23 protein-coding genes are annotated in these 25,178 nt (G+C 74.2%); 15 read left to right on the forward strand and 8 right to left on the reverse strand.

Annotation, left to right across the window (positions count from 1 at the left end):
- The first annotated feature begins 54 nt into the window (after window positions 1–54).
- The 3 genes from FGW37_RS30140 to FGW37_RS30150 all read left to right on the forward strand — a co-directional run bounded on the left by FGW37_RS30140 (window position 55) and on the right by FGW37_RS30150 (window position 5,184).
- A complete protein-coding gene (locus FGW37_RS30140) occupies window positions 55–1,422 on the forward strand; it encodes an amino acid permease (RefSeq protein WP_179084996.1) in 1,368 nt (455 codons plus the stop codon).
- 158 nt (window positions 1,423–1,580) lie between these two features.
- The gene (locus tag FGW37_RS30145; protein WP_179083956.1) at window positions 1,581–3,584 is read left to right on the forward strand and encodes a hypothetical protein; all 2,004 of its coding nucleotides are present in this window, start codon (window positions 1,581–1,583) and stop codon (window positions 3,582–3,584) included.
- Between the two features lie 49 nt (window positions 3,585–3,633).
- Window positions 3,634–5,184 carry an ABC transporter substrate-binding protein gene (locus FGW37_RS30150; RefSeq protein ID WP_179083957.1) on the forward strand — a complete coding sequence of 517 codons (1,551 nt, stop codon included), beginning with the start codon at window positions 3,634–3,636 and terminating at the stop codon, window positions 5,182–5,184.
- A 34-nt stretch (window positions 5,185–5,218) separates the two neighbouring features.
- On the opposite strand, the gene FGW37_RS30155 is transcribed toward FGW37_RS30150, so the two are convergent.
- The 7 genes from FGW37_RS30155 to FGW37_RS30185 all read right to left on the reverse strand — a co-directional run bounded on the left by FGW37_RS30155 (window position 5,219) and on the right by FGW37_RS30185 (window position 9,387).
- Entirely contained in the window at window positions 5,219–5,542 is a 324-nt protein-coding gene (locus FGW37_RS30155; protein WP_179083958.1) for a plasmid stabilization protein, read from the reverse strand.
- Between the two features lie 91 nt (window positions 5,543–5,633).
- Window positions 5,634–7,436 carry a complex I subunit 5 family protein gene (locus FGW37_RS30160; RefSeq protein WP_179083959.1) on the reverse strand — a complete coding sequence of 601 codons (1,803 nt, stop codon included), beginning with the start codon at window positions 7,434–7,436 and terminating at the stop codon, window positions 5,634–5,636.
- Window positions 7,437–7,442: 6 nt separating this feature from the next.
- A complete protein-coding gene (locus FGW37_RS30165) occupies window positions 7,443–7,787 on the reverse strand; it encodes a sodium:proton antiporter (protein ID WP_179083960.1) in 345 nt (114 codons plus the stop codon).
- Window positions 7,784–8,545 carry an MnhB domain-containing protein gene (locus FGW37_RS30170; RefSeq protein ID WP_179083961.1) on the reverse strand — a complete coding sequence of 254 codons (762 nt, stop codon included), beginning with the start codon at window positions 8,543–8,545 and terminating at the stop codon, window positions 7,784–7,786. Before FGW37_RS30170 ends, FGW37_RS30165 begins: the two co-directional genes overlap by 4 nt.
- Window positions 8,542–8,790: a Na(+)/H(+) antiporter subunit B gene (locus FGW37_RS30175; protein ID WP_179083962.1), complete on the reverse strand. Its 249-nt coding sequence runs from the start codon at window positions 8,788–8,790 to the stop codon at window positions 8,542–8,544. The genes FGW37_RS30170 and FGW37_RS30175 overlap by 4 nt, the downstream gene beginning before the upstream one ends.
- Window positions 8,783–9,214, reverse strand: coding sequence for an MrpF/PhaF family protein (locus FGW37_RS30180; RefSeq protein ID WP_179083963.1), 432 nt, complete (start codon window positions 9,212–9,214; stop codon window positions 8,783–8,785). Before FGW37_RS30180 ends, FGW37_RS30175 begins: the two co-directional genes overlap by 8 nt.
- Window positions 9,211–9,387 (reverse strand): hypothetical protein, encoded by a 177-nt coding sequence (locus FGW37_RS30185; RefSeq protein ID WP_168092243.1) that lies wholly within the window; start codon window positions 9,385–9,387, stop codon window positions 9,211–9,213. The genes FGW37_RS30180 and FGW37_RS30185 overlap by 4 nt, the downstream gene beginning before the upstream one ends.
- 182 nt (window positions 9,388–9,569) lie before the next feature.
- Here FGW37_RS30185 and FGW37_RS30190 point away from each other — a divergent pair, with 182 nt between their 5' ends.
- The 12 genes from FGW37_RS30190 to FGW37_RS33915 all read left to right on the forward strand — a co-directional run bounded on the left by FGW37_RS30190 (window position 9,570) and on the right by FGW37_RS33915 (window position 24,498).
- Window positions 9,570–10,109 (forward strand): DUF6328 family protein, encoded by a 540-nt coding sequence (locus tag FGW37_RS30190; protein ID WP_246430643.1) that lies wholly within the window; start codon window positions 9,570–9,572, stop codon window positions 10,107–10,109.
- Between the two features lie 132 nt (window positions 10,110–10,241).
- Window positions 10,242–12,062, forward strand: coding sequence for a thiamine pyrophosphate-requiring protein (locus FGW37_RS30195; RefSeq protein ID WP_179083964.1), 1,821 nt, complete (start codon window positions 10,242–10,244; stop codon window positions 12,060–12,062).
- Window positions 12,059–12,535, forward strand: coding sequence for a hypothetical protein (locus FGW37_RS30200; protein WP_246430644.1), 477 nt, complete (start codon window positions 12,059–12,061; stop codon window positions 12,533–12,535). The genes FGW37_RS30195 and FGW37_RS30200 overlap by 4 nt, the downstream gene beginning before the upstream one ends.
- A gap of 2 nt (window positions 12,536–12,537) precedes the next feature.
- Complete coding sequence (locus tag FGW37_RS30205; RefSeq protein WP_179083965.1) at window positions 12,538–14,991, forward strand: GMC family oxidoreductase; 2,454 nt, start codon at window positions 12,538–12,540, stop codon at window positions 14,989–14,991.
- Window positions 14,988–16,109, forward strand: coding sequence for an enolase C-terminal domain-like protein (locus tag FGW37_RS30210; RefSeq protein WP_179083966.1), 1,122 nt, complete (start codon window positions 14,988–14,990; stop codon window positions 16,107–16,109). The genes FGW37_RS30205 and FGW37_RS30210 overlap by 4 nt, the downstream gene beginning before the upstream one ends.
- A 53-nt stretch (window positions 16,110–16,162) precedes the next feature.
- On the forward strand, window positions 16,163–17,170 hold the full coding sequence (locus FGW37_RS30215; protein ID WP_179083967.1) for an SDR family oxidoreductase: 1,008 nt from the start codon (window positions 16,163–16,165) through the stop codon (window positions 17,168–17,170).
- A gap of 75 nt (window positions 17,171–17,245) precedes the next feature.
- A complete protein-coding gene (locus FGW37_RS30220) occupies window positions 17,246–18,202 on the forward strand; it encodes a TIGR03557 family F420-dependent LLM class oxidoreductase (protein ID WP_179083968.1) in 957 nt (318 codons plus the stop codon).
- Window positions 18,203–18,252: 50 nt separating this feature from the next.
- Complete coding sequence (locus FGW37_RS30225; protein ID WP_179083969.1) at window positions 18,253–18,798, forward strand: type 1 glutamine amidotransferase domain-containing protein; 546 nt, start codon at window positions 18,253–18,255, stop codon at window positions 18,796–18,798.
- Window positions 18,798–19,466, forward strand: a complete 669-nt coding sequence (locus FGW37_RS30230; RefSeq protein ID WP_179083970.1) for a UdgX family uracil-DNA binding protein — start codon at window positions 18,798–18,800, stop codon at window positions 19,464–19,466. Before FGW37_RS30225 ends, FGW37_RS30230 begins: the two co-directional genes overlap by 1 nt.
- A gap of 129 nt (window positions 19,467–19,595) precedes the next feature.
- The gene (locus tag FGW37_RS30235; RefSeq protein WP_179083971.1) at window positions 19,596–20,756 is read left to right on the forward strand and encodes a DUF5954 family protein; all 1,161 of its coding nucleotides are present in this window, start codon (window positions 19,596–19,598) and stop codon (window positions 20,754–20,756) included.
- 32 nt (window positions 20,757–20,788) lie between these two features.
- Window positions 20,789–21,250, forward strand: a complete 462-nt coding sequence (locus tag FGW37_RS30240; protein ID WP_179083972.1) for an XRE family transcriptional regulator — start codon at window positions 20,789–20,791, stop codon at window positions 21,248–21,250.
- A 356-nt stretch (window positions 21,251–21,606) separates the two neighbouring features.
- A complete protein-coding gene (locus tag FGW37_RS33915; protein WP_179083973.1) occupies window positions 21,607–24,498 on the forward strand; it encodes a helix-turn-helix transcriptional regulator in 2,892 nt (963 codons plus the stop codon).
- Window positions 24,499–24,540: 42 nt separating this feature from the next.
- Here FGW37_RS33915 and ribA read toward each other — a convergent pair whose 3' ends face one another.
- Complete coding sequence (gene ribA, locus FGW37_RS30250) at window positions 24,541–25,164, reverse strand: GTP cyclohydrolase II RibA (protein ID WP_218650616.1); 624 nt, start codon at window positions 25,162–25,164, stop codon at window positions 24,541–24,543.
- Window positions 25,165–25,178: the final 14 nt, after the last annotated feature.

Below are 25,178 nucleotides of genomic sequence, written 5' to 3' on the forward strand. Positions count from 1 at the left end.
GGGGACCCGGGCGCCGGCACCGAGGGGTACAAACGCACCCTGGGCTCCCGGCAGATGCAGATGATCGCCATCGGCGGCACCATCGGCACCGGCCTCTTCCTCGGCGCCGGCACCGCGATATCGCAGGCCGGCCCCAGCCTCATCATCTGGTACGCCGCCGCCGGCGTCGTGCTCTTCCTCGTCATGCGGGCCCTGGGCGAGCTGCTCACCCACAACCCGGTCTCCGGCAGCTTCGCCGACTACGCCCACCGCTTCCTCGGCCCGTTCTGGGGGTACGCCACCGCCTGGACGTACTGGATCATGTGGGTCACCACCGGCATGGCCGAGATCACCGCGGCCGGGCAGTACGTCAACTACTGGGCGCCCGGCTTCGCCCAGTGGAAGACGGCGCTGATCTCCCTCGTGGTGCTCGCCTGCGCCAACCTGATCTCGGTGAAGATCTTCGGCGAGCTGGAGTTCTGGTTCGCGATCATCAAGGTCACGGCCATCATCGGCATGATCCTCATCGGCCTCGGCGTGCTCATCATCGGCTTCGGCGACGCCGGTGACACCGCGTCGGTCAGCCATCTGTGGGCGGACGGCGGAGTCGCCCCCCACGGCGTGTGGAACTCCTTGATGACCCTGCAGATCGTCCTCTTCGCCTACCTCGGCGTCGAGCTCGTCGGCGTGACCGCGGGCGAGACCAAGGACCCGGAGAAGAACATCCCGCGCGCCATCAACAGCCTGCCGCTGCGCTTCGGCCTGTTCTACCTCGGCGCGCTCTTCGTCATCCTGTCGGTCGTGAGCTGGCAGGAGTTCCAGCCCGGGACGAGCCCGTTCGTCGCCGCCTTCACCAAGATCGGCATCCCGGCGGCGGCCGGCATCGTCAACTTCGTCGTCCTCACCTCGGCGCTGTCCTCGTGCAACGCGGGCGGACTGTACGCCACGGCGCGCATGCTGCGCACCGCCGGACTCAACGGCCACGGCCCCGCGGCCCTCGGCCGGCTCAGCAAGCGCGGCGTGCCCGCCACGGCTGTCGTCATCTCGGCGCTGGTCATGGCCCTGGGCGTGCTCGTCAACGCCATCGACCCGGAGCACGCGTTCGCCTACATCACGGCGGTCTCCACCGGTGGCGCCATCACGGTGTGGAGCATCATCCTCGTGACGCACCTGCGCTACCGCCGGGCCGTGGCGGAGGGCCGGGCGGTCGCCTCCTCCTACCGCATGCCCGGCGCCCCGTACACGAACTGGATCGCGCTCGCGGCCTTCGCCTTCGTGACGGTCCTGGTCGCCTGGGACTCCGACACCCGCGTGGCCCTCTACGTCATCGCCGTCTGGTTCGTCCTGCTGGGCCTGGGCTACCCGCTCGCCCGCCGGCGCCGGGCCGCCGCGGCCCCCGCAGCCGTGGTCGAGGACACGGTGAAGACCAGCGCACGGAGCTGACGGTCCGGCGCCCCCGCCCGGGGGCGCCGACCGCCGGTCCCCTCCATCGGCTGCGGCTCTATCAGTTGCGACCGAACGCTCCCGCGAACCGCACCCGCGTGGCAGCATTTTCCGCACGGCCGGCGGTGACACGCGCCGGCCCGAGGGGGGCTGATGACGTGCCGGAGCCTGTGAGACGGCCCTTGGGGATCGAGGGCATCGAGGCGCTCTACCAGGAATGCCGCACCATGGTCCAGGACGGCCGTGCGGGGCGGGGCGGGCGCGGGCTGCCCGTGCTGGTGCTCGTCGGCACCCGCGGCAGCGGCCGCACCGCGGCGCTGGCCTGGCTCGGCTACCTCGGCTCCCACCGCCCCCACGCCTTCTACGACTTCGCCTCCGCCGGGCCGCGCCGGCCGCACGAGGTCGCGGGCCGCCTCGCCTACGGGCTCTCTCACCGCTTCGCCCGCCAGCCCGCCCTGCTCTTCCCCCGCCTCACCCTGGGCCTGCTCGTCGTCGACCCCGGGCTCTCGCTGGACGCCAACGACTCCCGGCGGGCGGGCCACCAGCTGCGCCGCGCCCTGCAGGAGGCCCGCGAGAGCACCGGCGCGGCCGACCGGGCCGCCGACGTCGCCGGCCTCCTGCAGGACCTCAACCTCCTGCAGATCCCCGGCATCGGCCTGCTGGCCGGGCTGATCCGCCGCCCGCCGCGGCTCCCGCTCAGCGTCGCCCGGCGCACCGGCTTCTCCTGGTACGCGGGCCCGCACGCCCCGGTGGACGAACTCGTCGCCCTCAACCAGCTGAGCAAGAGCGGGACCGACGTCGACCGGGCCGCCGTGGACCGGCGGCTGTGCGAGGCGTTCCTCGCCGACCTGCGCGGCGAGTACGCACGCCGCCGCCGCGACCGCAACTGCGTGGTCCTCCTGGACAACGCCGACGCCGAGGGCGGCCGGGACTTCCTCGACCTGCTCGTGCGGCTGCGCGACGAGAGCGGCGCCCCCGACCCGCTGCTGGCCGTCGCCACCGCCTCCGACACCGGACGGATACCCGGCCCCTTCGCCCGCGGGCCGGCCGGGGTGTGGATCCGCTCGCCCGAGGAGGCCTCCTACGCCGACTGGGAGCAGTCCGTCCCCGACCCGCCGCCCGACGCCTCCTGGCACTGGTACTGCGTCCAGCTGCGCGACCTGACCGCGGCCGAGGTCTCCCAGCTCGGTGCCGGGATCGCCGACCGCCTGCCCGAGGCCTCGCCGCTGGCCCACCGGCTGACGCGCGGTCACGCATGGAGCGCCGGCCGGCTGCTGGAGGCGGCGGCGCGCATACCCGGCCGCGGCGACAGCGAGGCCCTGCTGCGCGGGATCCTCGCCACCCCCGTCCCCTCCGACGACGGGTCCGAGGCCGAGCCGCTCGACCGCGTCATCCTGCGCGACCTCTTGGACGGCATGAACGAGGAGCAGCGCGCCGCGCTCGTCGTGTGCTCCGCCGCCCGCGAGTTCGACGCCGCCTGGGACGCCGACCTGCTCGAGTCCTTCAGCCTGCGCACGCGCAACAGCCTCGCCCGCGAGACGGGCACCCGGCTGTGGCTCGTCGGTCCCGTCCCCCAGGACGCCGGCGCACGCGGCGGCCGCGGCTCCGGATACCTGGAGAACTCCCACCCGCGCCCGCTGTCCGGCAGGCCCGTCCTGCACCCGTGGCTGCGCCTGCTGCTCCTGCAGGAGCTGGCCCGCAGCCGCTCGCGCTGGGACGAGACCCACGAACAGCTGCAGGTCTGGCACATGCTCTACGGCCACCCCCTGGACGTGCGCTATCACGCGCTCGCCCTCGGCCAGCTCGACGACGTCGTCGACCACCTCGCCCGCAGCCTGACGGAACTGCCCGACACCGACGCCTGGCTCTACGAGCTGTACGCGGTCACGGCCGCACCGCTGCGTACGCCGGTCCTGCCCGAGCGGACGGCCACGCTGCGCGTGGACCGGGTCGCCGAGGAGCTGGCCCCCCGCTCCTTCGCCGAGCGCCGGGCCCTGACCATGCTGGTGGCCGCCCTGTGGCTGGCGGGCGACGCGCGCAACCGGCTGCCCGCCGCGCGCCCCGAACTCAACGACACCATCGGCTCGATGTTCCAGAGCCTGGCCATGCACTCCGACCCCCGCAGGGTGGGGCTCAGGCACGAGGCCGCGAAGTACATCTGAGCGCGCCCTGGCAGCGCGTGACCACCGCCGTCCGCAAGGAGCCCGCATCATGCCCGTGACCCCCGGACGACTCGACGAGCTGCCCCCCTGGTGGAAGGGGTGGCAGGGGCTCGCCGCGCTGGTCCTCGTCCTGGCCCTCCTGGCCGGCGGCGCCTTCTGGCTGCTGCGCACGGACGAGGGGGAGGACCGCTGCGCCGACGACCAGCCGGGCCTGGTGTGGGCCGGCTCCGGCAGGGACCGCGAGTGCGTCGGCGTCGTCAACGAGACGGCCTACGCCTTCAGCCCCGAGCTCAAGGAGGTCACCGAGAAGATCGCCGCGGAGAACCGGCGCGTGCGCGACCAGTGGGAGGAACCCGGCGCCGGCAAGACCCCCGTCCCCTACGTCAAGGTCGGCCTGCTGACCCCGATGACCGCGAGCGACAGCAGCGTGCTGCCCATCGAGGAGATCAAGAGCAGCCTCGAAGGCGCCTATACCGCGCAGTGCCGGGCCAACGCCTGCCCGTCCCTGTCCGCCGTGAACGCCACCGGCGTCCACGGGCGGACCCCGCAGATCCAGCTGGTCCTCGCCAGCGAGGGCAGGAACCAGCTCCACTGGCGGCCCGTCGTGGAACGGCTGGCGGACATGACCGGCGGGGACCACCCGCTGGTGGCCGTCGCCGGCATGGGCGTCAGCGTGCCGGAGACGCAGAGCGCGGCCGACGAGCTCGCCAAGCGGAAGATCCCGGCGATCGGCGCCGTGCTGACCGCGACCAACGTCAACTCGGAGCGCCTGTTCAAGGTCTCGCCGTCCAACACCGACTACGCCAAGGCGCTGCGGCAGCGCCTGGACCGGCTGCCCGCCGAACAGCGCCGCGGCTACCTGGTCTTCGACAGCCGGGACGACAACTACGTACGGACCATGCGCAAGGCCTACGACGATGTCTTCGCCGACTACATCGACAAGCGCCGCGTCTCCTTCGTGGGCACCACCGGCCCCCGCACCGACGGCGTGCCCAGCCTGTTCTTCAACGCCTTCAACAACATCTGCCTGACCAAGTCCGAGCTCGTCTTCTACGCGGGGCGCGGCCGCGACCTCTCCGACCTCGTGCGGTCGCTGTCCTCGCGCAGCCAGTGCGGGCACGACAAGCCCATCACGATCCTCGCGGGCTCGCAGGGAGCCGTGCAGCAGGCCAACGACGTGATGGGGCTGCTGAAGGACAGCAAGATCACCATCATGCAGGCCTCGGCGACCAGTACGGAGCAGTGGATCAAGGGGGTCGATGCGCCCAGCGGCTTCAAGCCCTTCTACCAGAGCTTCCGCGACCTGAAGTTCCCCGACAAGGAGCTCACCGACGGCTACGCCGTCATGCACCACGACTCCGTGCTGACGGCCGTGTGGGCGCTGCGCATGGTCACCGGCCAGACCGGCCGGGAGACGCCGACCGTGCAGGACGTCTTCAACCAGCTGACCAACCTCCACGACGCCGCCGTGGTCCCCGCAGCGAGCGGGGACCTCAGCTTCGACGACGCCTCCGACGGCTGGCCGCACAACAAGCCGGTGCCCATCATCCAGGCCCCCGGAGGCTCCCCGGGACCCGGGCCGCTGTACAAGACCCCGTAGGGCGGCGCCCCGCGGGCGGCCGGCCCCGGGGGGGCTAGCGCCCCAGCTTCCGCTGGAGCTCGGCCTTGTTCATGTGCGACCGGCCGTGGATGTTGCGGCGCTGTGCCTCGGCGTAGAGCTGGTCGTAGGTGGGTCCCCCGGCGCCGCTGTGCGAGCGCTGCCCGCCCCGCTTCGAGGAGGACATGTCCCGGGTCGAGGACTTGCTCGCCGTCTTCGATTCCCCGGACCGGGCCCGCTCCTTGTTGACGGTGCGCGCGGCGATCTCCTTGGCACGCTTGGTGCCCTCTCCGCGCTGCTCGGCGCTCTCCTTGATGTGCTCGTACTGCCGCTCACGCTTGGGACTAGAACCTCGGGGCATGATGTCCATCCTTGTCGCGGTGTGCACTGATTTCCCACCCTGCCCGCGGCCCCGGGAGCCTGCAACCGGTCGGCCCGGGCAGGACGCCGGCTCACCACAGGGCCAGCAGCGAGACCAGCCCGATGCCGGCCACCGTCCAGGCCACGTAGTCGCCGACGTGCCCGGAGTGCAGCCGCCGCAGCGGTGCGCTCCAGGGCACGGCCCGCGAGGACAGGCCCACGGACCGGGCGGCGAGGGCGACGGCGAGCGCGGCCGACAGCAGGCCCAGGCCCGCACCGGTCCACGTCCACCAGTCGTACGGGCCCTCCGGCCGCCCGGCGGGACCGCCGTCGAGCACCGCCGCCGCGTAGCCGGCGTGGTCCGTGAAGGCCTCCGCCGCGGCCGTGACGGCGCCGGTGAGCGCGGGCACCGTGCCGACGGCGAGCGACCCGGCCAGCAGCAGCGCCGCCACCGTCACCATGGGCACGGGAGGGCGGCGCACGCGGCGGCCGGTCTCGGGCTCCTCCTCCCCGCCGGCGGTCTCCGGCCCCTCGGCCCCTTCCTCTCCGTCCCGCCCCGCCTGCCCCGCCCCGAGGAAGACACGCGCGGCCACCCGCAGCACCGCCCCGCCGGTCACCGCCGAGACGAGTACGAACAGGGCGGGCAGCCAGGGGGACTGCTCCTCCACGAGCGCCTTGCCCAGGCTCGTGCCGAACGGCGGCAGCCCGGCGAGCGCGAGCCCGCCGGCGGCGAAGAGCAGGCCGGTGAGCGGGGTGTCACGGCCCTTGCCGTGCAGCTCGCACTCGTCGACGCTGCCGTGGCGGTCGAGGAGGATGCCGGTGCACGCGAACAGCGCGGCCTTCGCCCCGGCGTGCCCGAGGACGTAGAGCGCGGTGCCGGCGACCCCGTGCGGGGTCAGCAGGGCGATGCCGGTGAGGAACAGCCCGGTGTGCGCCACCGTGGAGAAGGCCAGCAGCCGCTTGATGTGCCGCTGCTGCCAGCACATCAGCGCACCGGCGAGGGCGCTCGCCACCCCCAGGACCAGGAGGGTGCGCCGGGCCCCGGCCGCCGGGACGCCGCCGGGCCCGGCGAAGACGGTCGTCCAGACGCGTGCGGCACCGTAGCCGCCCATCTCCACCATGACGCCGGACAGCAGCATGCACACCGGCGTCGGCGCCACGGCGTGCGCGTCCGGCAGCCAGAAGTGGAACGGCACGGCCGCCGCCTTCACCAGCAGCCCCGTCAGCACCAGCACGAACGCGGCGACGACCAGGGCGTCCGCGCCGTGCCCGGCCGCGCCGGCTGCTTCGTCCAGCCCCCGCCCGACCTGCGCCATGCCCAGCTCGCCCGTGCGCGCGTACAGCAGGCCGATGCCGAGCAGGGTCGCGTACCCGCCGAGGGAGTTGACGAAGCCGAAGACCAGCGCCCCCTGCACGGGCCGTGCCTCCTCGACGCGGTAGCCGGTCAGGGCGTACCCGACGACGCCCATCAGCTCGAAGAAGACGAACGCGTCGAAGAGGTCCCCCGTCAGCGCGAAGCCGCACATGCCGCCCTGGAAGAGCAGCACCAGGGCGGGGAAGGCGCCGCCGTGGCCGTGCGGCGGCTCGTCGAAGTAGCGCCAGGAGTAGGCGAGCACGGCGACGACGAGCAGCGAGGTGAGCGCGGCGAGGCCCAGCCCGATGCGGTCGCCGACCAGCACGATCCCGACGCTGTGGCCGCCCTGCGGCCGCCAGGCGCCGACCCAGGAGACCCCCGGCGGGCCGGCGAGCGCGGCGACGGCGAGCCCGGCGGAGGCCGCGGCGGCCAGGCCCGCGACCGCCTCCGCCACCGGCCGGGGCACGTGGCGCCCCGCGGCCACCAGCACGGCCGCTCCCAGCAGCGGCACCACGACGATCAGCGGGAGCAGCCGGTCCACTGCGGCTCAGCCCTTCAGCTCGGAGAGCTCGTCGGGGTCGACGGTGCCGTGCCGCTTGGCGGTCTGGACGACGAGGGCGAGCAGCAGGGCGGTCACGGTCGCCCCCACGACGACGTCGGTGAGGGCGAGGGCCTGGACGACCGGGTCGACGACGGGCGCACCGGGCGGCAGGTCGGAGAAGACCGGTGCCGTGGCGCCCTTGCGGTAGCCGACGGCCAGCAGCAGGACGTAGGTGGAGGACTGGGTGACGGCCAGGCACCCGACGGCGTGGACCAGATTGCGGCTGGTGGCGATGCCGTGGACGCCGACGAGGAAGATCCAGCCGGCGGTCAGGTAGGGCAGCAGGCTCATGCTTTCCGTCCTCCGTCCCTCGCGCCGTCGTCCTCGCCTTCGATTTCCAGCGCCTGGCTGAGGAAGTGCGCCAGCAGCACCACGACGGCCGAGGTGACCTCCACCCCGACCGCGGCGTTCAGCAGCGGCACCGTGCCGCCCGAGGAGAGGGTGTTGAAGGTGCCCAGCGGCAGGGTGTTGGCGAGGTAGGCCGAGCCGGCGATCAGCCCGGCCGCGCCGAGCAGGACGTATGCGGCCTCCCCGGTGCCGTCGGCCAGCTCGAACAGCCCCAGCGGCCGGACGCGCTCCAGCGCCTTGTAGTCGACGGCGATGTACAGCAGGTGCAGGGACGTGGCGACGACCACGCCGCCCTGGAAGCCGCCCCCGGGGCTGAGCTGACCGTGCGCGATGACGTAGAGGCCGATGAGCAGGGTGACGGGCAGCACGAGGAGGCCGTAGCGGCGCAGCGCGGCCGGCACGTCGGCGGGCTCGGGCGGGACGCGCTTCTCGCCGCGGGTCTGCCGCAGCAGCACGACGGTGCCGAGGACGCAGGCGAACAGGACCGTCTGCTCGCCGAGCGTGTCGAAGGCGCGCTGGTCGAAGTTGACGGAGGAGACGGCGTTCGCGGTGTGCTGCTGCAGCGCGGTGCGCACCGCCCGGTCGCCGTAGGGGTGCCGGGAGCCGCCGAAGCCGGGCAGGTCCGTGCAGGCGGCGGCGTACAGCGCGGCCGTGGCGAGCAGGCCGGCCATCAGCACCCACAGCCGCAGGCGGCGCGTCACTTCCGCCGCCCGTCGCGCCGGATCTTACGGACCGTCAGCAGGATCATCAGCGGGGTGACGGCCGAGCCCACGGCGAGCTGTGCGAGACCGACGTCGGGGGCCTGCAGGACGGTGAACAGCGCGGCGAGCGCGAGACCGAGCAGGGAGAGCACGACGGCCTGCCGGGCCGGGTCGCGCTGCAGCACCGCGACCGTGGCCGCGGCCGCGACGAGCAGCAGCACGACGGCGATCAGCGCGTCAGCCATGGCGCACCGCCGCCGAGGTGACGACCCCTCCGGCGATCAGCAGCAGGCCGATGAGCACCAGCTTCCCCATGGCGCGGCCGGGGCCGGTCGCGATGCACAAGGGGACGACGGTCGCCGCAGTCGCGACCAGGACGGCGGGGGTGAGCAGGCGCAGCCCGGGCGGCCGCGCCCCGATCTCGTCACCGAGCAGGCGCGTGAAGACCAGTGTCCCGGCGGGCCCCAGCACGGCCACGACCAGGGCGAGGTCCGCGTAGGAGGGCCGCCCGTACCCCTGGGCCAGCAGGAGGAAGACCAGGCACAGCAGGAGCGTCGCCGTGTTCTGTGCGACCACGCGCTGCCCGGCCGAGCCGCGCGCCGACCCCCAAAGGCAGGGGCCCAGGCCGCCGGCGACGAGCGCGCAGGCGGCCGCCAGCCACCAGTTCACCGGTCCGCGGCCCGGCGGGCGCCGCGTGCGGCCCACGCCGACACCAGGGCCGCAGCCGCCCCGACGGCGATCTCCAGCGTGTCGGCCCGGCTGATGAGGAGGGTCCACACCGCCGTGAGGCCGGCCCACCACGCGAGGATCTCCGCTGCGGCCCGGACGATGCCGTTCAGCATCCGCTCACCTCCGCTTTCCGCGGGAATGCCCCAGTATCGGCCCGTAGGCCCCGCGATCCGCGGGACGTCGCCAGGGGCGTGTCGCACCGCGTCTACCCGCACCCCCGCGAGGTATGGCGGCGGGCGCATGCCCGGTGCGCGCCGGGGGTACTCCGGGGCCCGGGGCGACGCGGAAGGACGGCATGCCAGCAGCGAGCGGACCGCAGGATCAAGGCCCCCGCCGGCCCGGGCCCTCCGGGGCTCCGCCCGGCCCCGGAGGGCGCCACGAGACGCCCGAGGAGCGCGCGGACCGGCGCTGGGCCGAACTCCTGCAGGAGGTACGGGTCACCCAGACGGGCGTGCAGATCCTCTTCGGTTTCCTGCTCACGGTGGTCTTCGCCCCGCGGTTCGCCGACCTCGGCGCCACCGACCGGACCATCTACGTGGTGACGGTGCTGCTCGGCGCCGCCACCACCGGCGCCCTCGTCGGCCCGGTCTCCCTCCACCGCATCGTCAGCGGCCGCCGCATCAAGCCGCAGACGGTCATCTGGGCCGCCCGGCTGACGATGGTGGGAATCGTGCTGCTGTTGTGCACGGTCACCTCGGCACTGACGCTGATCCTGCGGATCGCCCTGCACAACAGCGCGGTCCCCTGGCTGGTGGCGGCGGTCGTGGCCTGGCTGGTGCTGTGCTGGTTCGGGCTGCCCGGCTGGGTGCTGCGCCACTACAGATCGAAGGAGTGACCCCACACATCCGTACGAGGGATTCGCCCCGCGCCGTGTTTCCCCCGCCCGGGACCGGTCACCCGTAGCACTGTGGCGGGACGCCCGTACCCGTCCCGCGACGACCGTGCACCCCCGGGCGAAGGGAGTCCCATGTCCACGAAGGTGTCCGACCACCTGCTGCAGCGGCTGCGGGAATGGGACGTCGACCGGGTGTTCGCCTACGCGGGGGACGGCATCAACGGCCTGCTGGCCGCATGGGGCCGGGCCGACGACAACCCGCGGTTCATCCAGTCGCGGCACGAGGAGATGTCCGCCTTCGAGGCCGTGGGGTACGCCAAGTTCTCCGGCAAGGTGGGGGTGTGCGCCGCGACCTCCGGGCCGGGTGCCATCCACCTGCTCAACGGCCTCTACGACGCCAAACTCGACCACGTACCGGTCGTGGCGATCGTGGGCCAGACCGACCGCAGCGCGATGGGCGGCTCCTACCAGCAGGAGGTGGACCTGCTGAGCCTGTTCAAGGACGTCGCCTCCGACTTCTGCGAGATGGTGACCGTCCCCGAGCAGCTGCCCAACGTCCTCGACCGGGCGATGCGCACCGCGTACACGCGGCGGACGGTCACGGCGCTCATCATCCCCGCCGACGTGCAGGAGCTCGACTACTCGCCGCCGCAGCACGCGTTCAAGATGGTGCCCTCCAGCCTGGGCGTGGCCCCCTACGCGCCGGTGCCCGCGGACACGGAGATCACCCGGGCGGCGGAGCTGATCAACGCCGGCCGGAAGGTGGCCGTCCTCGTCGGGCAGGGAGCCCGCGGCGCGCGGGCGGAGGTCGAGCAGCTCGCCGAGGTGCTCGGCGCCGGGGTGGCCAAGGCCCTGCTCGGCAAGGACGTACTCCCCGACGACCTGCCCTACGTGACCGGCTCCGTCGGGCTGCTGGGCACCCGCCCCTCGTACGAGCTGATGCGCGACTGCGACACGCTGGTCGTCATCGGGTCGAGCTTCCCCTACACCCAGTTCCTGCCGGAGTTCGGGCAGGCGCGGGCGGTCCAGATCGACGTCGACCCCTTCATGGTGGGGCTGCGCTACCCCTTCGAGATCAACCTGGTGGGCGACGCGCGGGAGACCCTGACGCGGCTCCTGCCCCAGCTCAAGCCCAAGGAGCACGGCGACTGGCGGACCGGCATCGAGAAGAACACGGCCCGCTGGTGGGAGGTCATGGAGCGGCGCGCCGCCGTCTCCGCCGACCCCGTCAACCCGGAGTACGTCTTCCACGCCCTCGACCCGCTGCTGCCCGACAACGCGGTGCTGACCGCCGACTCGGGCTCCGCTGCGAACTGGTACGCGCGCCACCTGCGCATCCGCGGCACGATGCGCGGTTCGCTGTCCGGCACGCTCGCCACCATGGGGCCCGGCGTCCCCTACGCCATCGGCGCCAAGTTCGCCCACCCCGACCGGCCGGCCATCGCCCTGGTGGGCGACGGGGCCATGCAGATGAACGGGATGGCCGAGCTGATCACCGCGGGCAAGTACTACAAGGAGTGGCAGGACCCGCGCCTCGTCGTGGCCGTCCTCAACAACCAGGACCTCAACCAGGTCACGTGGGAGATGCGCGCCATGGAGGGCGCCCCGCAGTTCCTGCCCTCGCAGGCCATCCCCGACGTGCCCTACGCGGACTTCGCCCGCTCGATCGGGCTCGACGGCGTCCGCGTGGAGGAGCCGGGCGGGGTCGTCCCCGCGTGGGAGCGCGCCCTCGCCGCCGACCGGCCCTTCGTCATCGACTTCCGCACCGACCCGGCCGTACCGCCGATCCCGCCCCACGCGAGCCTCGACCAGATCGAGGCCGCCGCCGCGGCGGTCCTCAAGGGCGACAGCGACCGCGCCGCCGTGGTCCGCCAGGGGCTCAAGGCGAAGATCCAGGAGATGCTGCCCGGCGGCCACAAGCGCCGCGGGCACGGGGCGGGTGACGGCGGATGAGCCCACTGCCGCGGAAGGCCCGGGGCCGGCCGGTGGGCCCGGCGCCGTACGTCCTGGACCGCATGGTGCGCAACGTCCGCCACGGCAGGTTCGAACGCAGCCTGTCCCTGCTGACGGCGGTGGGCTCCCTCGTCACGGCGGCGGAGATCTACCTGGAGCACGACCGCGCGAGCTTCGGCAACCGCGTCATGTGGTGGCCGGTGCTGCTCGGGCCCGTCGGCGCGGCCGCGGGCGTCGCCGGGTTCGCCAGCGAGCGGATGGCGAAGACCGCCCTGCCGCTGGCCTCGGCGGCCATCGCCGCCAACGGCCTGCAGGGCACCTACCTGCACCTGCGCGGCATCGCCCAGAAGCCCGGCGGCTGGTCGATGGCCCGGTACAACGTCGAGCTGGGACCGCCCCTGTTCGCGCCGCTGCTGGTGACGATGGTCGGCGGCATGGGCCTGCTCGCCGCCCTGCTGCGCAGGGAGCAGTGACGGTGACGACGCCCGGGCGGCACGACGCCGGGTTCGCGGGGCACGACGTCCTCGCCCAGGCCGGCACGTGGGACGCCGCGACCTCCGGCGTCGTCCTCTCCCGCACGGCCGTCCAGCCCGGCCTGCGGTTCTTCACCCTCGCCGAGGAGGCCGTCGCCGGGCCGCTCTTCGACCACCTCCTGGCACAGTGGGACGACCCCGGGGTGCCGGTGCTGCAGATGATCGACGCACGGCTCGCCGAACTGGAGACCGACGGCTGGCGGTTCGCCGACATGCCCGAGGACGACGAGGCCTGGCGGTGCTCGCTCGCCGCCCTCGACGACGACGCCCGCGCCCGGTACGGCGCCCCGTTCGCCGGCCTGGTCCGCGAACGGCAGGCCGGCCTGATCCGAGCGGTGCGCGACACCGGCTCGGACCGCTGGCACGGCATGCCGGCCGGCCACGTGTGGGGGCTGTGGACGCGGTACACCGCCACCGCCTTCTACTCCCACCCGTGGGCCTGGAACGAGATCGGCTTCGGCGGACCGGCGTACCCGCGGGGGTACGCACGGCTGGGGGTGGGCCTGAGGGAGCGCTGGGAGTCCCCGGACCGGCACCCGGTGGACCCGGTGACGGGTTCAGACCAGGTTGTGGGCAGTCGTTCCGCTGGGGCTGGGGCTGGGGCTCCCCCCAGCGGTAGCTGGGGGAGGGTGGGCACAACCGGCCACCGGGCCGCAGCCGCGGACACCCGCCGTCGCGGCCCGGCGGCAGCGATCCGGGCCGCGACCGAAACGCTGCGCCTGACCGCCGCCCCCATGGGCGGCCTCCGCGCCCGCAACGCCTCCGCCTGGCTCCTCCCCCGCGGGGACACCCGCTTCGACCCGGCCCTGATCGACGGCATGCGCCGCTTCGCCGATGACGACGAGGTCGACCTCGTCGTCATCGGCTGCGGCGCCGGCGGCGCCACCCTCACCCAGCGCATGGCCCGCCACGGCTGGTCCGTGGTCTGCCTGGAGGCCGGCCCCTTCTGGAACCCCGATACCGACTGGGTCAGCGACGAGGCCGGATCGCACCACTTGTACTGGACGGAGCCGCGCGTCGTCTCCGGGGACGACCCGGTGCCGCTGGGTGCCAACAACTCCGGCCGCGGGGTGGGCGGTTCGACCACGCACTTCGCCGGCTACGCCCCGCGCTTCCACCCTTCCGACTTCTCGACGCTCACCGACGACGGCGTGGGTGCCGACTGGCCGCTGGGCTACGAGGAGCTGCGCGGCCCGTACGAGCGGATCGAGCAGGAGCTGCCCGTCGCCGGCCAGTACTGGCCGTGGGGCGACCCGCACGCCTACCCGCACGCGCCGCACCCGGTCGGCGGCAACGGCGAGGTCTTCCTGCGCGGGGCCGCCGCCCTGGGCATCGAGGCGCGGGTGGGCCCGGTCGCCATCACCAACGGCCGCTTCGGCAACCGCCCGCACTGCGTCTACCGCGGCTTCTGCCTGCAGGGCTGCAAGGTCAACGCCAAGGCCTCCACCCTGATCACGCACGTGCCGGACGCGCTGGCCCACGGCGCGGAGATCCGCGCGCAGTCGATGGTGACCGGCATCGAGCTGGACGCGCAGGGCCGCCTGGCCACCGGCGTGCGGTACGTGCACAAGGGCAGGGAACGGCTGCAGCGCGCCCGCACGGTCGCCGTCGCCGGCTACTCCATCGAGACGCCCCGGCTGCTGCTGAACTCCGCCTGCCGCCGCTTCCCCGACGGGCTGTGCAACGACTTCGACCTGGTCGGCCGGTACGTGATGGTGCAGGGCGCACCGCAGACCTCCGGCCGCTTCACCGAGGAGGTGCGCGCTTACAAGGCGCCGCCCCCCGAGGTGTCCTCCGAGGACTTCTACGAGACCGACCCCGCCAAGCCCTACAAGCGCGGCTTCTCCCTGCAGACCGTTTCCCCGCTGCCCATCGTCTGGGCCGAGCACGTGGCCGCCCAGGGGCACTGGGGCGAGGACCTGCGCACGTACATGCGCGACTACGTCCACTGGGCGACCCTGGGCGCGCTGTGCGAACTGCTGCCCCTGCCGGACAACCGCGTGACGCTCTCGCAGGAGAAGGACCGCTACGGGCTGCCCGTCGCCCACTTCTCCTACAGCCAGTGCGACAACGACCGCATGCTCATCCGGGCGGCGCGGACGGTGATGGAGGACGTCCTGCGCGCGGCGGGCGCCACCGAGGTGATCACCATCAACCGGTACGCGCACCTCGTCGGCGGCTGCCGGATGGCCGCGGGCCCCGAGAACGGCGTCGTCGACGCCGACTTGCGCGCGTTCGCCGTGCCCAACCTGCTCGTCACCGACGGCAGCGTGCTCCCCACCCAGGGCAGCGCCAACCCCGCCCTGACCATCATGGCGCTCGTCGACCGCGCCGCCGGACGGCTGGCCGCCGGAGCGCGCGGCGGCCTCCGCTCGCCCGCAGGAGCCCGCCGGTGACCGGCCCGGGCGCGGGCGGCCCCGTCGTCGAGGACGTCACGACCGCCGTCTACACCGTCCCCACGGACGTCCCCGAGGCCGACGGCACGCTCGCCTGGGGCGCGACCACCCTGATCCTGGCGACCGTCCGCTCCGGCGACACCACCGGCACCGGCTGGACCTACGGCGCCCCCGCCACCGCGGACGTGATCACCGGTCAGCTCGCGGACGTCGTCACCGGCCGCTGCGCCTTCGACGTGCCGGCGGCCAACGAGGCGATGAGCCGCGCGGTGCGCAACGCCGGCCGGCCCGGCCTGGTCGCCGGCGCCCTCTCGGCCGTCGACATCGCGCTGTGGGACCTCAAGGCCCGGCTGCTCGGCCTGCCCCTGGTGCGGCTGCTCGGCGCGAGCCGCACCGAAGTGCCCGTCTACGGCAGCGGCGGCTTCACCACCTACGACGACGCCCGCCAGGACCGGCAGCTGCGCGGCTGGACCGAGGAGCTCGGCATCCCCCGCGTCAAGATCAAGATCGGTGAGGACCGGGGCGGGGCGGAGGACCGCGACCGCCACCGCGTCGCCCGGGCCCGCCGCAGCATCGGCGACGGCGCCGAGCTCTACGTGGACGCCAACGGCGCCTACACCCGCAAGCAGGCGGTCCGCGCGGCCCGGTACCTCGACGCCCACGGCGTCCTGTGGTTCGAGGAGCCCGTCTCCTCCGACGACCTGCCCGGCCTCGCCGGGATCCGCGGCGCGGTCACCGCCGACGTGGCCGCCGGCGAGTACGGCTACACCCTCCCCTACTTCGGCGCGATGCTCGCCGCCGGTGCCGTGGACTGCCTGCAGGCCGACGCCACGCGCTGCGGCGGCATCACCGTCTGGCTGCGGGCCGCCGCGCTCGCCGAGGCGGCCGGCCTGCAGATCTCCGGGCACTGCGCACCGCACGTCCACGCGCACGCCGCGGCCGCCGTGCCCAACCTGCGCCACCTGGAGTGGTTTCACGACCACACCAGGATCGAGTCGCTGTTCTTCGCCGGAGCCCTCGACCCGGGCGGGGGAAGCGTCCGCCCCGGGGCGGAGGGCACACCCGGGCACGGCCTGGTACTGCTCGCCGGCCGCGCCGAACCGTACCGGGTCGGGTGACTTACGGTGACCGCCCGTCCCCGGGAAAGGAAACGGGAAAGGAAAGGAGCCCCATGAGCCAGACCGTCGTCATCACCGGTGCCAGCGCCGGGATCGGCCGCGCGACGGCCCGCATGTTCGCCCGCCGGGGCGCACGGGTGGCGCTGCTGGCCCGGGGCGACGGCGGGCTGGCGGCCGCCGCGGCCGAGGTCGGCGAGCTGGGCGGAAAGGCCCTGGTCCTGCCCACCGACGTGGCCGATCACGCCCAGGTGGAGGCCGCGGCGGCCGCGGCGGAGGACGCGTTCGGCCCGGTCGACGTGTGGGTCAACGCGGCCTTCGTCTCCGTCTTCGCCCCGTTCACCCGCATCACGCCGGAGGAGTACGAGCGCGTCACCGCCGTCACCTACCTGGGCTGCGTCCACGGCACCCGGGCCGCGCTGCGCCGGATGCTGCCGCGCGACGCGGGCACCATCGTCCAGGTCGGCTCGGCGCTCGGCTACCGCTCCGTGCCCCTGCAGTCCGCCTACTGCGGCGCCAAGCACGCCGTCAACGGCTTCACCTCGGCCGTACGGACCGAGCTGCTCGCCCGGCACAGCAACGTGCGGGTGACGGTCGTGCAGATGCCCGCGGTCAACACGCCGCAGTTCTCCTGGGTCCTGTCCCGGCTGCCGAACCACCCCCGGCCCGTGGCACCCGTCTACCAGCCCGAGGTCGCCGCCCGCGCCGTCCTCCACGCGGCCGGGCACCCGCGGCGCAAGCAGTACTACGTCGGCGCCTCGACCGTCGCGACGATCCTCGCCGACAAGGCGGCCCCCGGCCTCCTGGACCGCTATCTGGCCCGTACCGGCATCGCCGCGCAGCAGACCGACGAGCAGGTGCGGGAGGACCGGCCGCACAACCTGTGGGAGCCGGTGGACGACACCGGCGGGGGCGACTACGGCGCGCACGGCGTCTTCGACGCCGAGTCCCACGCGCGCTCCCCGCAGGCCGCCCTCGCCCGCCACCCCCTCCTGCTCCCGGCCGCGGCGCTGCTCGGGACGGCCGCCGCCGTCCGGACGGTCCTGCGGCGGCGCAGGGACTGAGACCCGGGTGTTTCCCCGCCGCCCGTTGTGGTTACCCAGGGGTCCGAAGCCCCGCCCTCCAGGAGGACACCCCCGATGACGGAATACGGCTACTTCCTGTCCACCGAGGAACACGGCCCCGCCGACCTGGTCGAACAGGCGCGCATGGCCGAGCAGGCCGGCTTCACCTCCCTTTGGATCTCCGACCACTTCCACCCGTGGAACCCGGCCCAGGGCCAGAGCCCCTTCGTCTGGTCGGTGATCGGCGCGCTCTCGCAGGCCACCTCCCTGCCCGTCCGCACGGCCGTCACCTGCCCGATCATGCGCCTGCACCCGGCCGTCACGGCCCAGGCGGCGGCCACGGCCGCCGTCCAGCTCGGCGGGGGCTTCCGGCTCGGCGTGGGCAGCGGGGAGGCGCTCAACGAGCACATCCTCGGCGGCGCCTGGCCGCAGGCGGCCGTCCGGCTGGAGATGCTGCAGGAGGCCGTCCAGGTGATGCGGCTCCTCTTCGAGGGCGGCGAGGTCAGCCACCACGGCAAGCACTACACCGTGGAGAACGCCCGGCTGTACACCGTGCCCGACGAACCCGTGCCCATCGACGTCTCGGCGTTCGGGCCGGCCGCGACCGAGCTGGCCGGGCGCATCGGCGACGGCTTCATCACGATGGCTCCCGACGCGGAGGCGGTCGACCGCTTCCGGCGCAGCGGGGGCGGCGCCAAGCCCGTCTTCGGCGGGCTGAAGGTGTGCTGGGCCACCGACCGCGAGGAGGCCGAGCGCACCGCGCACCGCCTGTGGGCCAACGAACAGCTTCCCGGGGAGCTCGCCCAGATCCTGCCGACGCCCCGGCACTTCGAACAGGCGAACGAGCTGGTTCCGGTGGAGCGCGTCGCCGACGCGGTCACCTGCGGGGACGACGTGGACGCGCACCTGGCCGCGATCACGGCGTACGCCGACGCCGGGTTCGACACCGTCTTCGTCAACCAGATCGGGCGCGACCAGCGCGGCTTCTTCGACTTCTACCGCAGCAAGGTGCTGCCGCAGCTGCCGGACTGACGGACCGGACCGGCGGACAGACGGCGACACGGAAAGGACGCACGATGACCATGCGGATCGCATTCCTGGCGGCACCGGAGGGTGTCGAGCAGGTCGAGCTGACGGACCCCTGGCGGGCCGTGCTGGAGGCCGCCGGCGCGCCGCGGCTGGTGTCGACCAAGACCGGCCGCATCCAGGCCTACCACCACCTCGACAAGGCCGACACCTTCGCCGTCGACGAGGACGTGGCCACGGCGCGGGCCGGGGACTTCGACGGGCTCGTCCTGCCGGGCGGCGTCGCCAACCCCGACTTCCTGCGCATGGACGAGCGGGCCGTCTCCTTCGTCAAGGACTTCTTCGACATGGGCAAGCCGGTCGCGGCCATCTGCCACGCCCCGTGGACCCTGGTCGAGGCCGGTGTCGTGCGCGGCCGCACCCTCACCTCCTGGCCCAGCCTGCGCACCGACATCCGCAACGCGGGCGGCACCTGGGTGGACGAGGAGGTCAAGGTCTGCACCTGCGCCGCCGCCACCCTGATCACCAGCCGCAAGCCGGCCGACCTCAAGGCGTTCTGCGCGGCCTTCATGACCGAGTTCGGCAAGGCGTCCGGCGACTGATGCCCGCTCCGGAGGATTACGACGCGGGGCCCTTCGTACCCGGCGGAGCCGACCTGCAGAGCCTGCGGGACGCCGCGGCCGGCTGCCAAGGCTGCCCGCTGTTCCGCGAGGCCACCCAGACGGTCTTCGGCTCCGGCGAGGCCTCCGCCCGGGTGGTGCTCGTCGGCGAGCAGCCGGGCGACCAGGAGGACCGCAAGGGGGAGCCGTTCGTCGGCCCGGCCGGCGGCGTGCTGACCCGGGCGCTCGCGGAGGCCGGCATCGATCCGGCGGAGACGTACGTCACCAACGCCGTCAAGCACTTCAAGTTCGAGCGGCAGGCGCGGGGCAAGCGCCGCATCCACAAGGCGCCCAACCTCCACGAGATCAGCGCCTGCCGCCCCTGGCTCGCCTCCGAACTGCGGCTGATCGGCCCGGAGGTGGTCGTCGCCCTCGGCGCGACCGCGGGCAAGTCCCTGCTCGGCTCTTCCTTCCGGGTGACACAGCAGCGCGGCGTCCCCCTGCCGCTGCCGTCACTCGACGGTGACGGGGAGGGCGAGGGCACGCTCGTGGCGACCATCCACCCGTCGGCCGTGCTGCGCGCGGACGACCGGGCCCGCGCCGATGCGTACGCGGGCCTGGTCTCGGACCTCGGCGTGGCGGCCCGGATGCTGCGCGGCGGGAGCGGGTGAGCGGCCCGCCCCGCCGGCCCGGTACCGGCCCGGCACGCGGCCCGTACCCGGACGGCCCGTACCGGGAAAGCACACGGCGGGAAAGGCGTTTTCCTGCGCGGGAGCGGCCTTGCGCGACATGCTGAGTGCATGTCCGATCACAGCGAGCGAGTGCCGGGGTACCGGCAGATCAGGATGGCTGCGCCCGACGCCCCGGTCGCCGCCCTGGCGGACGAGGAGGCGTGGCGGGCACGCGAGGCGTACCCCGAGATCCTCGGAGGCGGCGGCCCGGTCTTCGGCGTCGTGCGCGAGCGGGAGGAGGGCGGCTGGCAGGTGCTGACCCACATCGGCGACCGCGCGCCCCAGGACTCCCGGGACACCATGGCCGCCCTCTTCCGCCGGGCCGCCCGCGATGCGGAGGAGTCCGGCGACGGCGCCGCGGCGCAGGAGTACTGCGCGGCCGCCGAACGGCTGGACTGGGAGGCCCTCGACGAGATGACGGTGCTGGGCGGCCGCCACCGGGTCGTGCGCGCGGAGCAGTTCATCCGGACCGGCCCCGACGGGCCCGAGCCCCCGCGCCCCTCCGACCCCGACCCGGCCGCGCCCGGCAGGTCCCACGAGGTGCCTGACCCCGTCGAGGGCATGGTCCTCGACACCCTCACGGCCACAGGCATGTCCGAGGGCATCCTCAAGGCCGAACTGCTGTCGCTGGTCCAGGGCCCCGGCACCGTGCCCCCCGACGTGCGGGCCGACTCCCTGCGGGCCGCCGCCACGCACCCGGGCGGCGTGCTGCTGCCCGCCGCGTACATGATCGCGGAACGGTCCGGCGGGCGGTGGGAGCCCGTGACCACCGGCTGCCCCACGCCCCAGGCCGCGCGCGACGCCCTCACGATGGACCTGCGGGTCATGGCCCCGGTGCTGCTGCGACTGGACGAGAAGGAGCGCGAGGAGTACGCCCGGGCGGCGGACCGGCTCGACGCCGAGTGCGGCCCGGAGGCGGAGGCGGCCGGGCGGCGCTTTCGCGTGGTGCGCATCGAGCGCCTGGTGCGCGTCGGGCCGGACGGCCCCGAGGGACCGCGCCCCTCCGACCACGACCCCCAGCCGCCGGTCAAGGTGCACGACCGGCAGCTGCGCGAGCAGGGGCTGTTCCACGACGACGAGGACGACGAGGACTTCGAGCCTTCCGAAGAGGCGAAGGAGATGATGGCGCTCGCGCGCAAGGAACAGGAGCGCAGACGGCGGCTCGACGAAGCGGGGCGGGGCGGGGCGCGGCAGGGCCCGGAGGCGCAGGACCAGGCCCGTCGTGCCTAAACTGATGCCGTGCAGAGGGGGGTTGGCAGACGATGAGTGAAGAGAGGGACGGTCCGGCCCGGCGCCGGCTGACGGTGGCGCAGAAGCTCGACCACCTGCTCAAGATGCGTGCCGGGCCCAGCGAGAACGGCAAGCCGTCCTACAAGAAGCTGGCGGCGGAGATAGCCGCCCAGTCCGGCGAGACCTTCTCCAGCGTATATCTGTGGCAGCTGCACCGCGGGGAGCGCACGAACCCGACGCTGCGGCACCTGCGCGCGCTGGCCACGTACTTCGACGTGCCCGTCTCCTATTTCACCGAGGACGACGTGGCCCGCCGGATGATCGACGAGGAGGTGCTGGCCGGCCGCGAGCTGGACCAGGCCATGGCCGAGGCCGGGGTGAGCGCGGTCTATCTGCGCGGCGACCTCGCGGCGCTCTCCCCGGAGGGGAAACGGATGGCCGCCGACATGATCCGCCAGCTCCGCGAGCTGGAGCAGGGCACCAGGCGCGCCTAGCGCCTGCCGGGGCCCCGCCCCCGATCCCCCCACGAGAGCCGTGCTCTGCCGAGCCACGGGCGTCGCGTACCGCGCGGCGTCCGTGGCTTCGGCATGCGGTTGAAATGCCCCAACTCTCAAGTTAGGGTCACTTCTTGTGTCGCCATAAGCTACGGTGAACCAACTATTGGTCAACTGTTCATACGAGTTAACGACTTCATTGACTTCACGGTATTGACTTCACGGTCCGGCCTCCTGAGACACATCACTACCCACGGCATCACGGCAGCAAAGACCGGGCCGTCACACGGGGGACCCGGGGGGAGTGGCATGCAGCTCCGGGACGGCCCCGCCGCCTTTACGGGGAGGGCACGCGCGTGCACGACATCCTGAAAGCCGCCGGCGACGGCCGGGGCCAGAGCATCCTCATCGAAGGCACGGCCGGCATGGGGCGCACCAGGCTCCTGCGCCACGCCATGGACCAGGCCGGCGAGCACGGCCTCCACCTGCTCTCCGCACGGGCCCGCGCCTCCGAGCAGGACGTCGAATACAGCATCGCCCAGCAGCTCATGGCCGGGGCCCGGACCGTCCTGGACGGCGCCGGCGCGGGGCACGAGGGCCCCGGAGGCCAGGCCTCCGCCCCCTGGGAGGCCCACCTGAACTGCCCCGCACCGTACGCCCCGCACGCCGCGCCCGGCTCCGGCGCGGTCCACCCGCTCGCCCGGCTGCTGTCCACGGGCACCCCGCTGATGCTGGCCATCGACGACCTCCAGTGGGCCGACACCGCCTCCCTGCGCTGCCTCGGCTACCTGATGGCCCGGCTGGAGAACACCCCGGTCGCCCTCGTCGCCACCGTCGCCCTCGGCGAGACCCCCGGCGACGCGGTGCTGGCGGAGGTGCTCTCCTCCTTCCGCCACCGGGTCCTCTTACGGGACCTCACCACCGAGGACACCGCCCGGATCGCCGCCGACACCTTCGCCGTCCCGGACGCCGCCGACGCCGCGCCCGACCCCCGTTTCGTCGCCGCGTGCCGCACCGCCACCGGTGGCAGCCCCTACCTCCTCGAAGCCCTCTTCCGCGTCATGCGCCTGCACGGCCTGCGGCCCGACGCCGACGCCGCGCGCCGCATCGGGGAGCTCGCCCCGGTGGAGGTCGCCGACACCCTGCTGCCGCGCTACGACCGCGCCTACCCCGGCGCCGCCGCCGTGCTGCAGGCCGCCGCGGTCCTCGACGGCTCCGCCACCACCCCCATGATCGCCCGGCTGCTCGGGCTGGACGCCCTGGGCGCGGCCGACATCGTCGACGCCCTCGTCCGCGCCGGCGCCCTCACCGGAGCGGACACCGTCGTCGGCTTCGCCCGCCCGGTCCTGCGCACCGCGGTCCTGGCCCGCATCCCGCCCAGCCGCCGCGACGCCCTGCACGCCCGCGCCGCCCAGCTCCTCCACGAGTCGGGCGCCCCCGCCGAGCGCGTGGCCACCCAGCTCCTGCGCGTCCGCAGCACCCTCGGCCTGCACTGGACCTGCTCCGTGCTGTGCACGGCCGCCGGAGAGGTGATCCAGCGCGGCGAACCGGACCGGGCCCGGGCCTATCTCCACCGCGGGCTGGAGGAGTGCGAGGGCCTGTGCCGGGCCAAGCTGCTGCGCGCCCTCGGGCAGATCGAGCTCGCCGCCGACCCGGCCGCCGCGGTCGAACACCTGCGGCGCGCGCTCGCTCTCCAGCCCGACGCCGACGGGCGCGCCGACATCCGGCTGTGCATCGCCCACGCCCTGCAGCTCCTGGGCCGCCCCGAGGAGGCCGAGCGCGTCCTGCTGGAAGGCGTGGCGGAGGCCCGCAGCGCCGAGGAGTCCTCCGCGGCCGTCCTGCGGGCCGAGCGCTGCCTGCTGCGCGAGCTGAACCACGCCGTCGACGCGGCCGTCGAGGCGGACTGCGCCGGGGTGGGAGACCCGCTCCCGCTGGAGGCCGGCGCCACCCCGGGCGAGCGCCACACCCGGCTGAGCCTGGCGGCCCTGCGCTCCTCCCGCCGCGGCGAGGAGCGCGACCGGGCCGTCCACCAGGCCCGGCAGGCACTGCAGGAGGAGCACACCAGCCTCGACTGGCGCATCGCGACCCGGACCGTGCCCCTGCAGGTGCTCGCCCGGGCCGACGAACTCGATCTGGCCCTGTCCGAGTGCCAGGCGCTGCTGGACCGCGCGCGGGCCGAAGGCTCGCGCACCCTGCTCACCATCGCCCACAGCATGCGCGCCGAAGTGCGCTACCGCACCGGTGACATACCCGGCTGCCTGGAGGATGCCCGCAGCGCCCTGGAGCCCGCCGGGACCTCGCCCTCCGGGCACTGGAGCCGCACCGGCCAGGCGGTGGCGGCGGTCGTCGCCTCGCTGCTGGAGACCGGCGAGCTGCGCGAGGCCAACCGGGCCCTGAGCGACTTCGCCCTGGACGGCGACGTGCCCGAGGGCGCCGGGTTCGCGGCCCTGCTCTTCCACCGCGGGCGCCTGCGTGTGGCCTGCGGCCACCCGCAGGCGGGGCTGGCCGACCTGCTGGAGTGCGGCCGCCGGCTGGCCGCCGCCGGCCAGCTCAACCCCGCGGTGCTCTCCTGGCGTTCCGAGGCGGCGCTCGTGCACGCGGCGCTCGGCGAGCGCGACACCGCGCTCGTCCTTGTCGACGAGGAGCTCGCCCGCGCCCGCCAGTGGGGCGGCCGGCGGGCGACCGGCCGGGCCCTGCGGGCGGCCGGGCTGCTGGCCAAGGGCCTGGGCGGCGAGGAGGCGCTGCGGGAGGCCGTCGGGGTGCTGGAGGAGTCCTCGGCCCGGCTGGACCTGGCGCGGGTGCTCACCGACCTCGGCATCCTGATGCGCAAGTCCAGCCGGCTCGGCGAGGCGCGCGAGCACCTGCGGCGCGCGCAGTCGCTGGCCGAGCAGTGCGGGGCCGCCGTGCTGGCCCAGACGGCCCGTCAGGAGCTGCTGGTGGCCGGGGCCCGGCCGCGGCGGCCGACCGAGGTGGGCATCGACGCCCTGACCCCGACCGAGCGCCGCGTCGCGCTGATGGCGGTCGCCAAGTTCACCAACCGCGAGATCGCGGGGAAGCTCTTCGTCACCCAGCGCACCGTCGAGCTGCACCTCAGCCGCGTCTACCGCAAGCTGGCGGTGACGGGCCGCTCCGGCCTGGCGGAGTATTTCGCGGAACTCCCGGAGAGCGGTTCGGCAGGCTCCGAGCACCCCGCGGAGCGGGCCTGGCCCGACGTCCGGGACGGTGCGCGCGACAGGGCGGCCGTCTGAGGCGGCCGGTGCGGCCGCGCGCCGCCGGCCGGGTGCGGCGGCTCACGCGCCGCGCCGGCGGGCGAAGTCCAGCCGTTCCTCGACGGCGATGCCGTACCAGCTCAGCTGCCGCACCTTGTCGGGGTTGCTGGTCAGCAGCCTGACCCGGGAGACGTCCAGGGCCCGGAGCATCTGGGCGGCCGCGTGGTAGTCGCGGGCGTCGTCCGCCAGGCGCAGGCCGTGGCCCGTTCCGGCGCGGCCGGGGCGGCGGTCCTGGACGCTGTACGCGTCGAGCTTGTCGTAGAGGCTGAGGTCCGTACCGCCCCGGCTCTCCTGGCGCAGGTAGATCAGGATGCCGCCGTCCGCCGCCACCCGCTGCAGCGACTCGTCCAGCTGCGGGCCGCAGTCGCAGCGGCCCGAGCCGAGGACGTCGCCGGTCAGGCACTCCGAGTGGACGCGGACCAGGGGGACGCCGGGGTCGCGGCTGTAGGACACCGCGATGTGCTCCAGGCCGTCGGAGAGACCGTCGAAGGTGATGACGTGCGCGGTCTGCCAGGAGCCGTCGGCCAGGTGGAGCGGGATCTCGACCCGGGACCGGACGCGGGCCCCGCCCCGGTGTCCCGCGGGGGCCGGGGACGGGTCCCAGGTCTCGCCGTTCAGCACATCGCAGTTCAGCACTTCGGGCACGGCTGCCTCCCATG

The sequence above is a fragment of the Streptomyces rectiverticillatus genome (genome assembly GCF_013394065.1).
Taxonomy (GTDB): Bacteria; Actinomycetota; Actinomycetes; order Streptomycetales; family Streptomycetaceae; genus Streptomyces; species Streptomyces rectiverticillatus.

Excerpts from the sequence above, each read along its gene's own strand:
- FGW37_RS30190 (WP_246430643.1), top strand. The coding sequence starts at position 9,570 with ATGCCAGCAGCGAGCGGACCGCAGGATCAAGGCCCCCGCCGGCCCGGG.
- FGW37_RS30165 (WP_179083960.1), bottom strand. The coding sequence starts at position 7,787 with ATGAGCCTGCTGCCCTACCTGACCGCCGGCTGGATCTTCCTCGTCGGC.
- FGW37_RS30215 (WP_179083967.1), top strand. The coding sequence starts at position 16,163 with ATGAGCCAGACCGTCGTCATCACCGGTGCCAGCGCCGGGATCGGCCGC.
- FGW37_RS30175 (WP_179083962.1), bottom strand. The coding sequence starts at position 8,790 with ATGGCTGACGCGCTGATCGCCGTCGTGCTGCTGCTCGTCGCGGCCGCG.
- FGW37_RS30195 (WP_179083964.1), top strand. The coding sequence starts at position 10,242 with ATGTCCACGAAGGTGTCCGACCACCTGCTGCAGCGGCTGCGGGAATGG.
- FGW37_RS30185 (WP_168092243.1), bottom strand. The coding sequence starts at position 9,387 with ATGCTGAACGGCATCGTCCGGGCCGCAGCGGAGATCCTCGCGTGGTGG.
- FGW37_RS30155 (WP_179083958.1), bottom strand. The coding sequence starts at position 5,542 with ATGCCCCGAGGTTCTAGTCCCAAGCGTGAGCGGCAGTACGAGCACATC.
- FGW37_RS30235 (WP_179083971.1), top strand. The coding sequence starts at position 19,596 with ATGTCCGATCACAGCGAGCGAGTGCCGGGGTACCGGCAGATCAGGATG.
- FGW37_RS30200 (WP_246430644.1), top strand. The coding sequence starts at position 12,059 with ATGAGCCCACTGCCGCGGAAGGCCCGGGGCCGGCCGGTGGGCCCGGCG.
- FGW37_RS30225 (WP_179083969.1), top strand. The coding sequence starts at position 18,253 with ATGCGGATCGCATTCCTGGCGGCACCGGAGGGTGTCGAGCAGGTCGAG.
- FGW37_RS30230 (WP_179083970.1), top strand. The coding sequence starts at position 18,798 with ATGCCCGCTCCGGAGGATTACGACGCGGGGCCCTTCGTACCCGGCGGA.
- FGW37_RS30220 (WP_179083968.1), top strand. The coding sequence starts at position 17,246 with ATGACGGAATACGGCTACTTCCTGTCCACCGAGGAACACGGCCCCGCC.
- FGW37_RS30240 (WP_179083972.1), top strand. The coding sequence starts at position 20,789 with ATGAGTGAAGAGAGGGACGGTCCGGCCCGGCGCCGGCTGACGGTGGCG.
- FGW37_RS30140 (WP_179084996.1), top strand. The coding sequence starts at position 55 with ATGCAGATGATCGCCATCGGCGGCACCATCGGCACCGGCCTCTTCCTC.
- FGW37_RS30150 (WP_179083957.1), top strand. The coding sequence starts at position 3,634 with ATGCCCGTGACCCCCGGACGACTCGACGAGCTGCCCCCCTGGTGGAAG.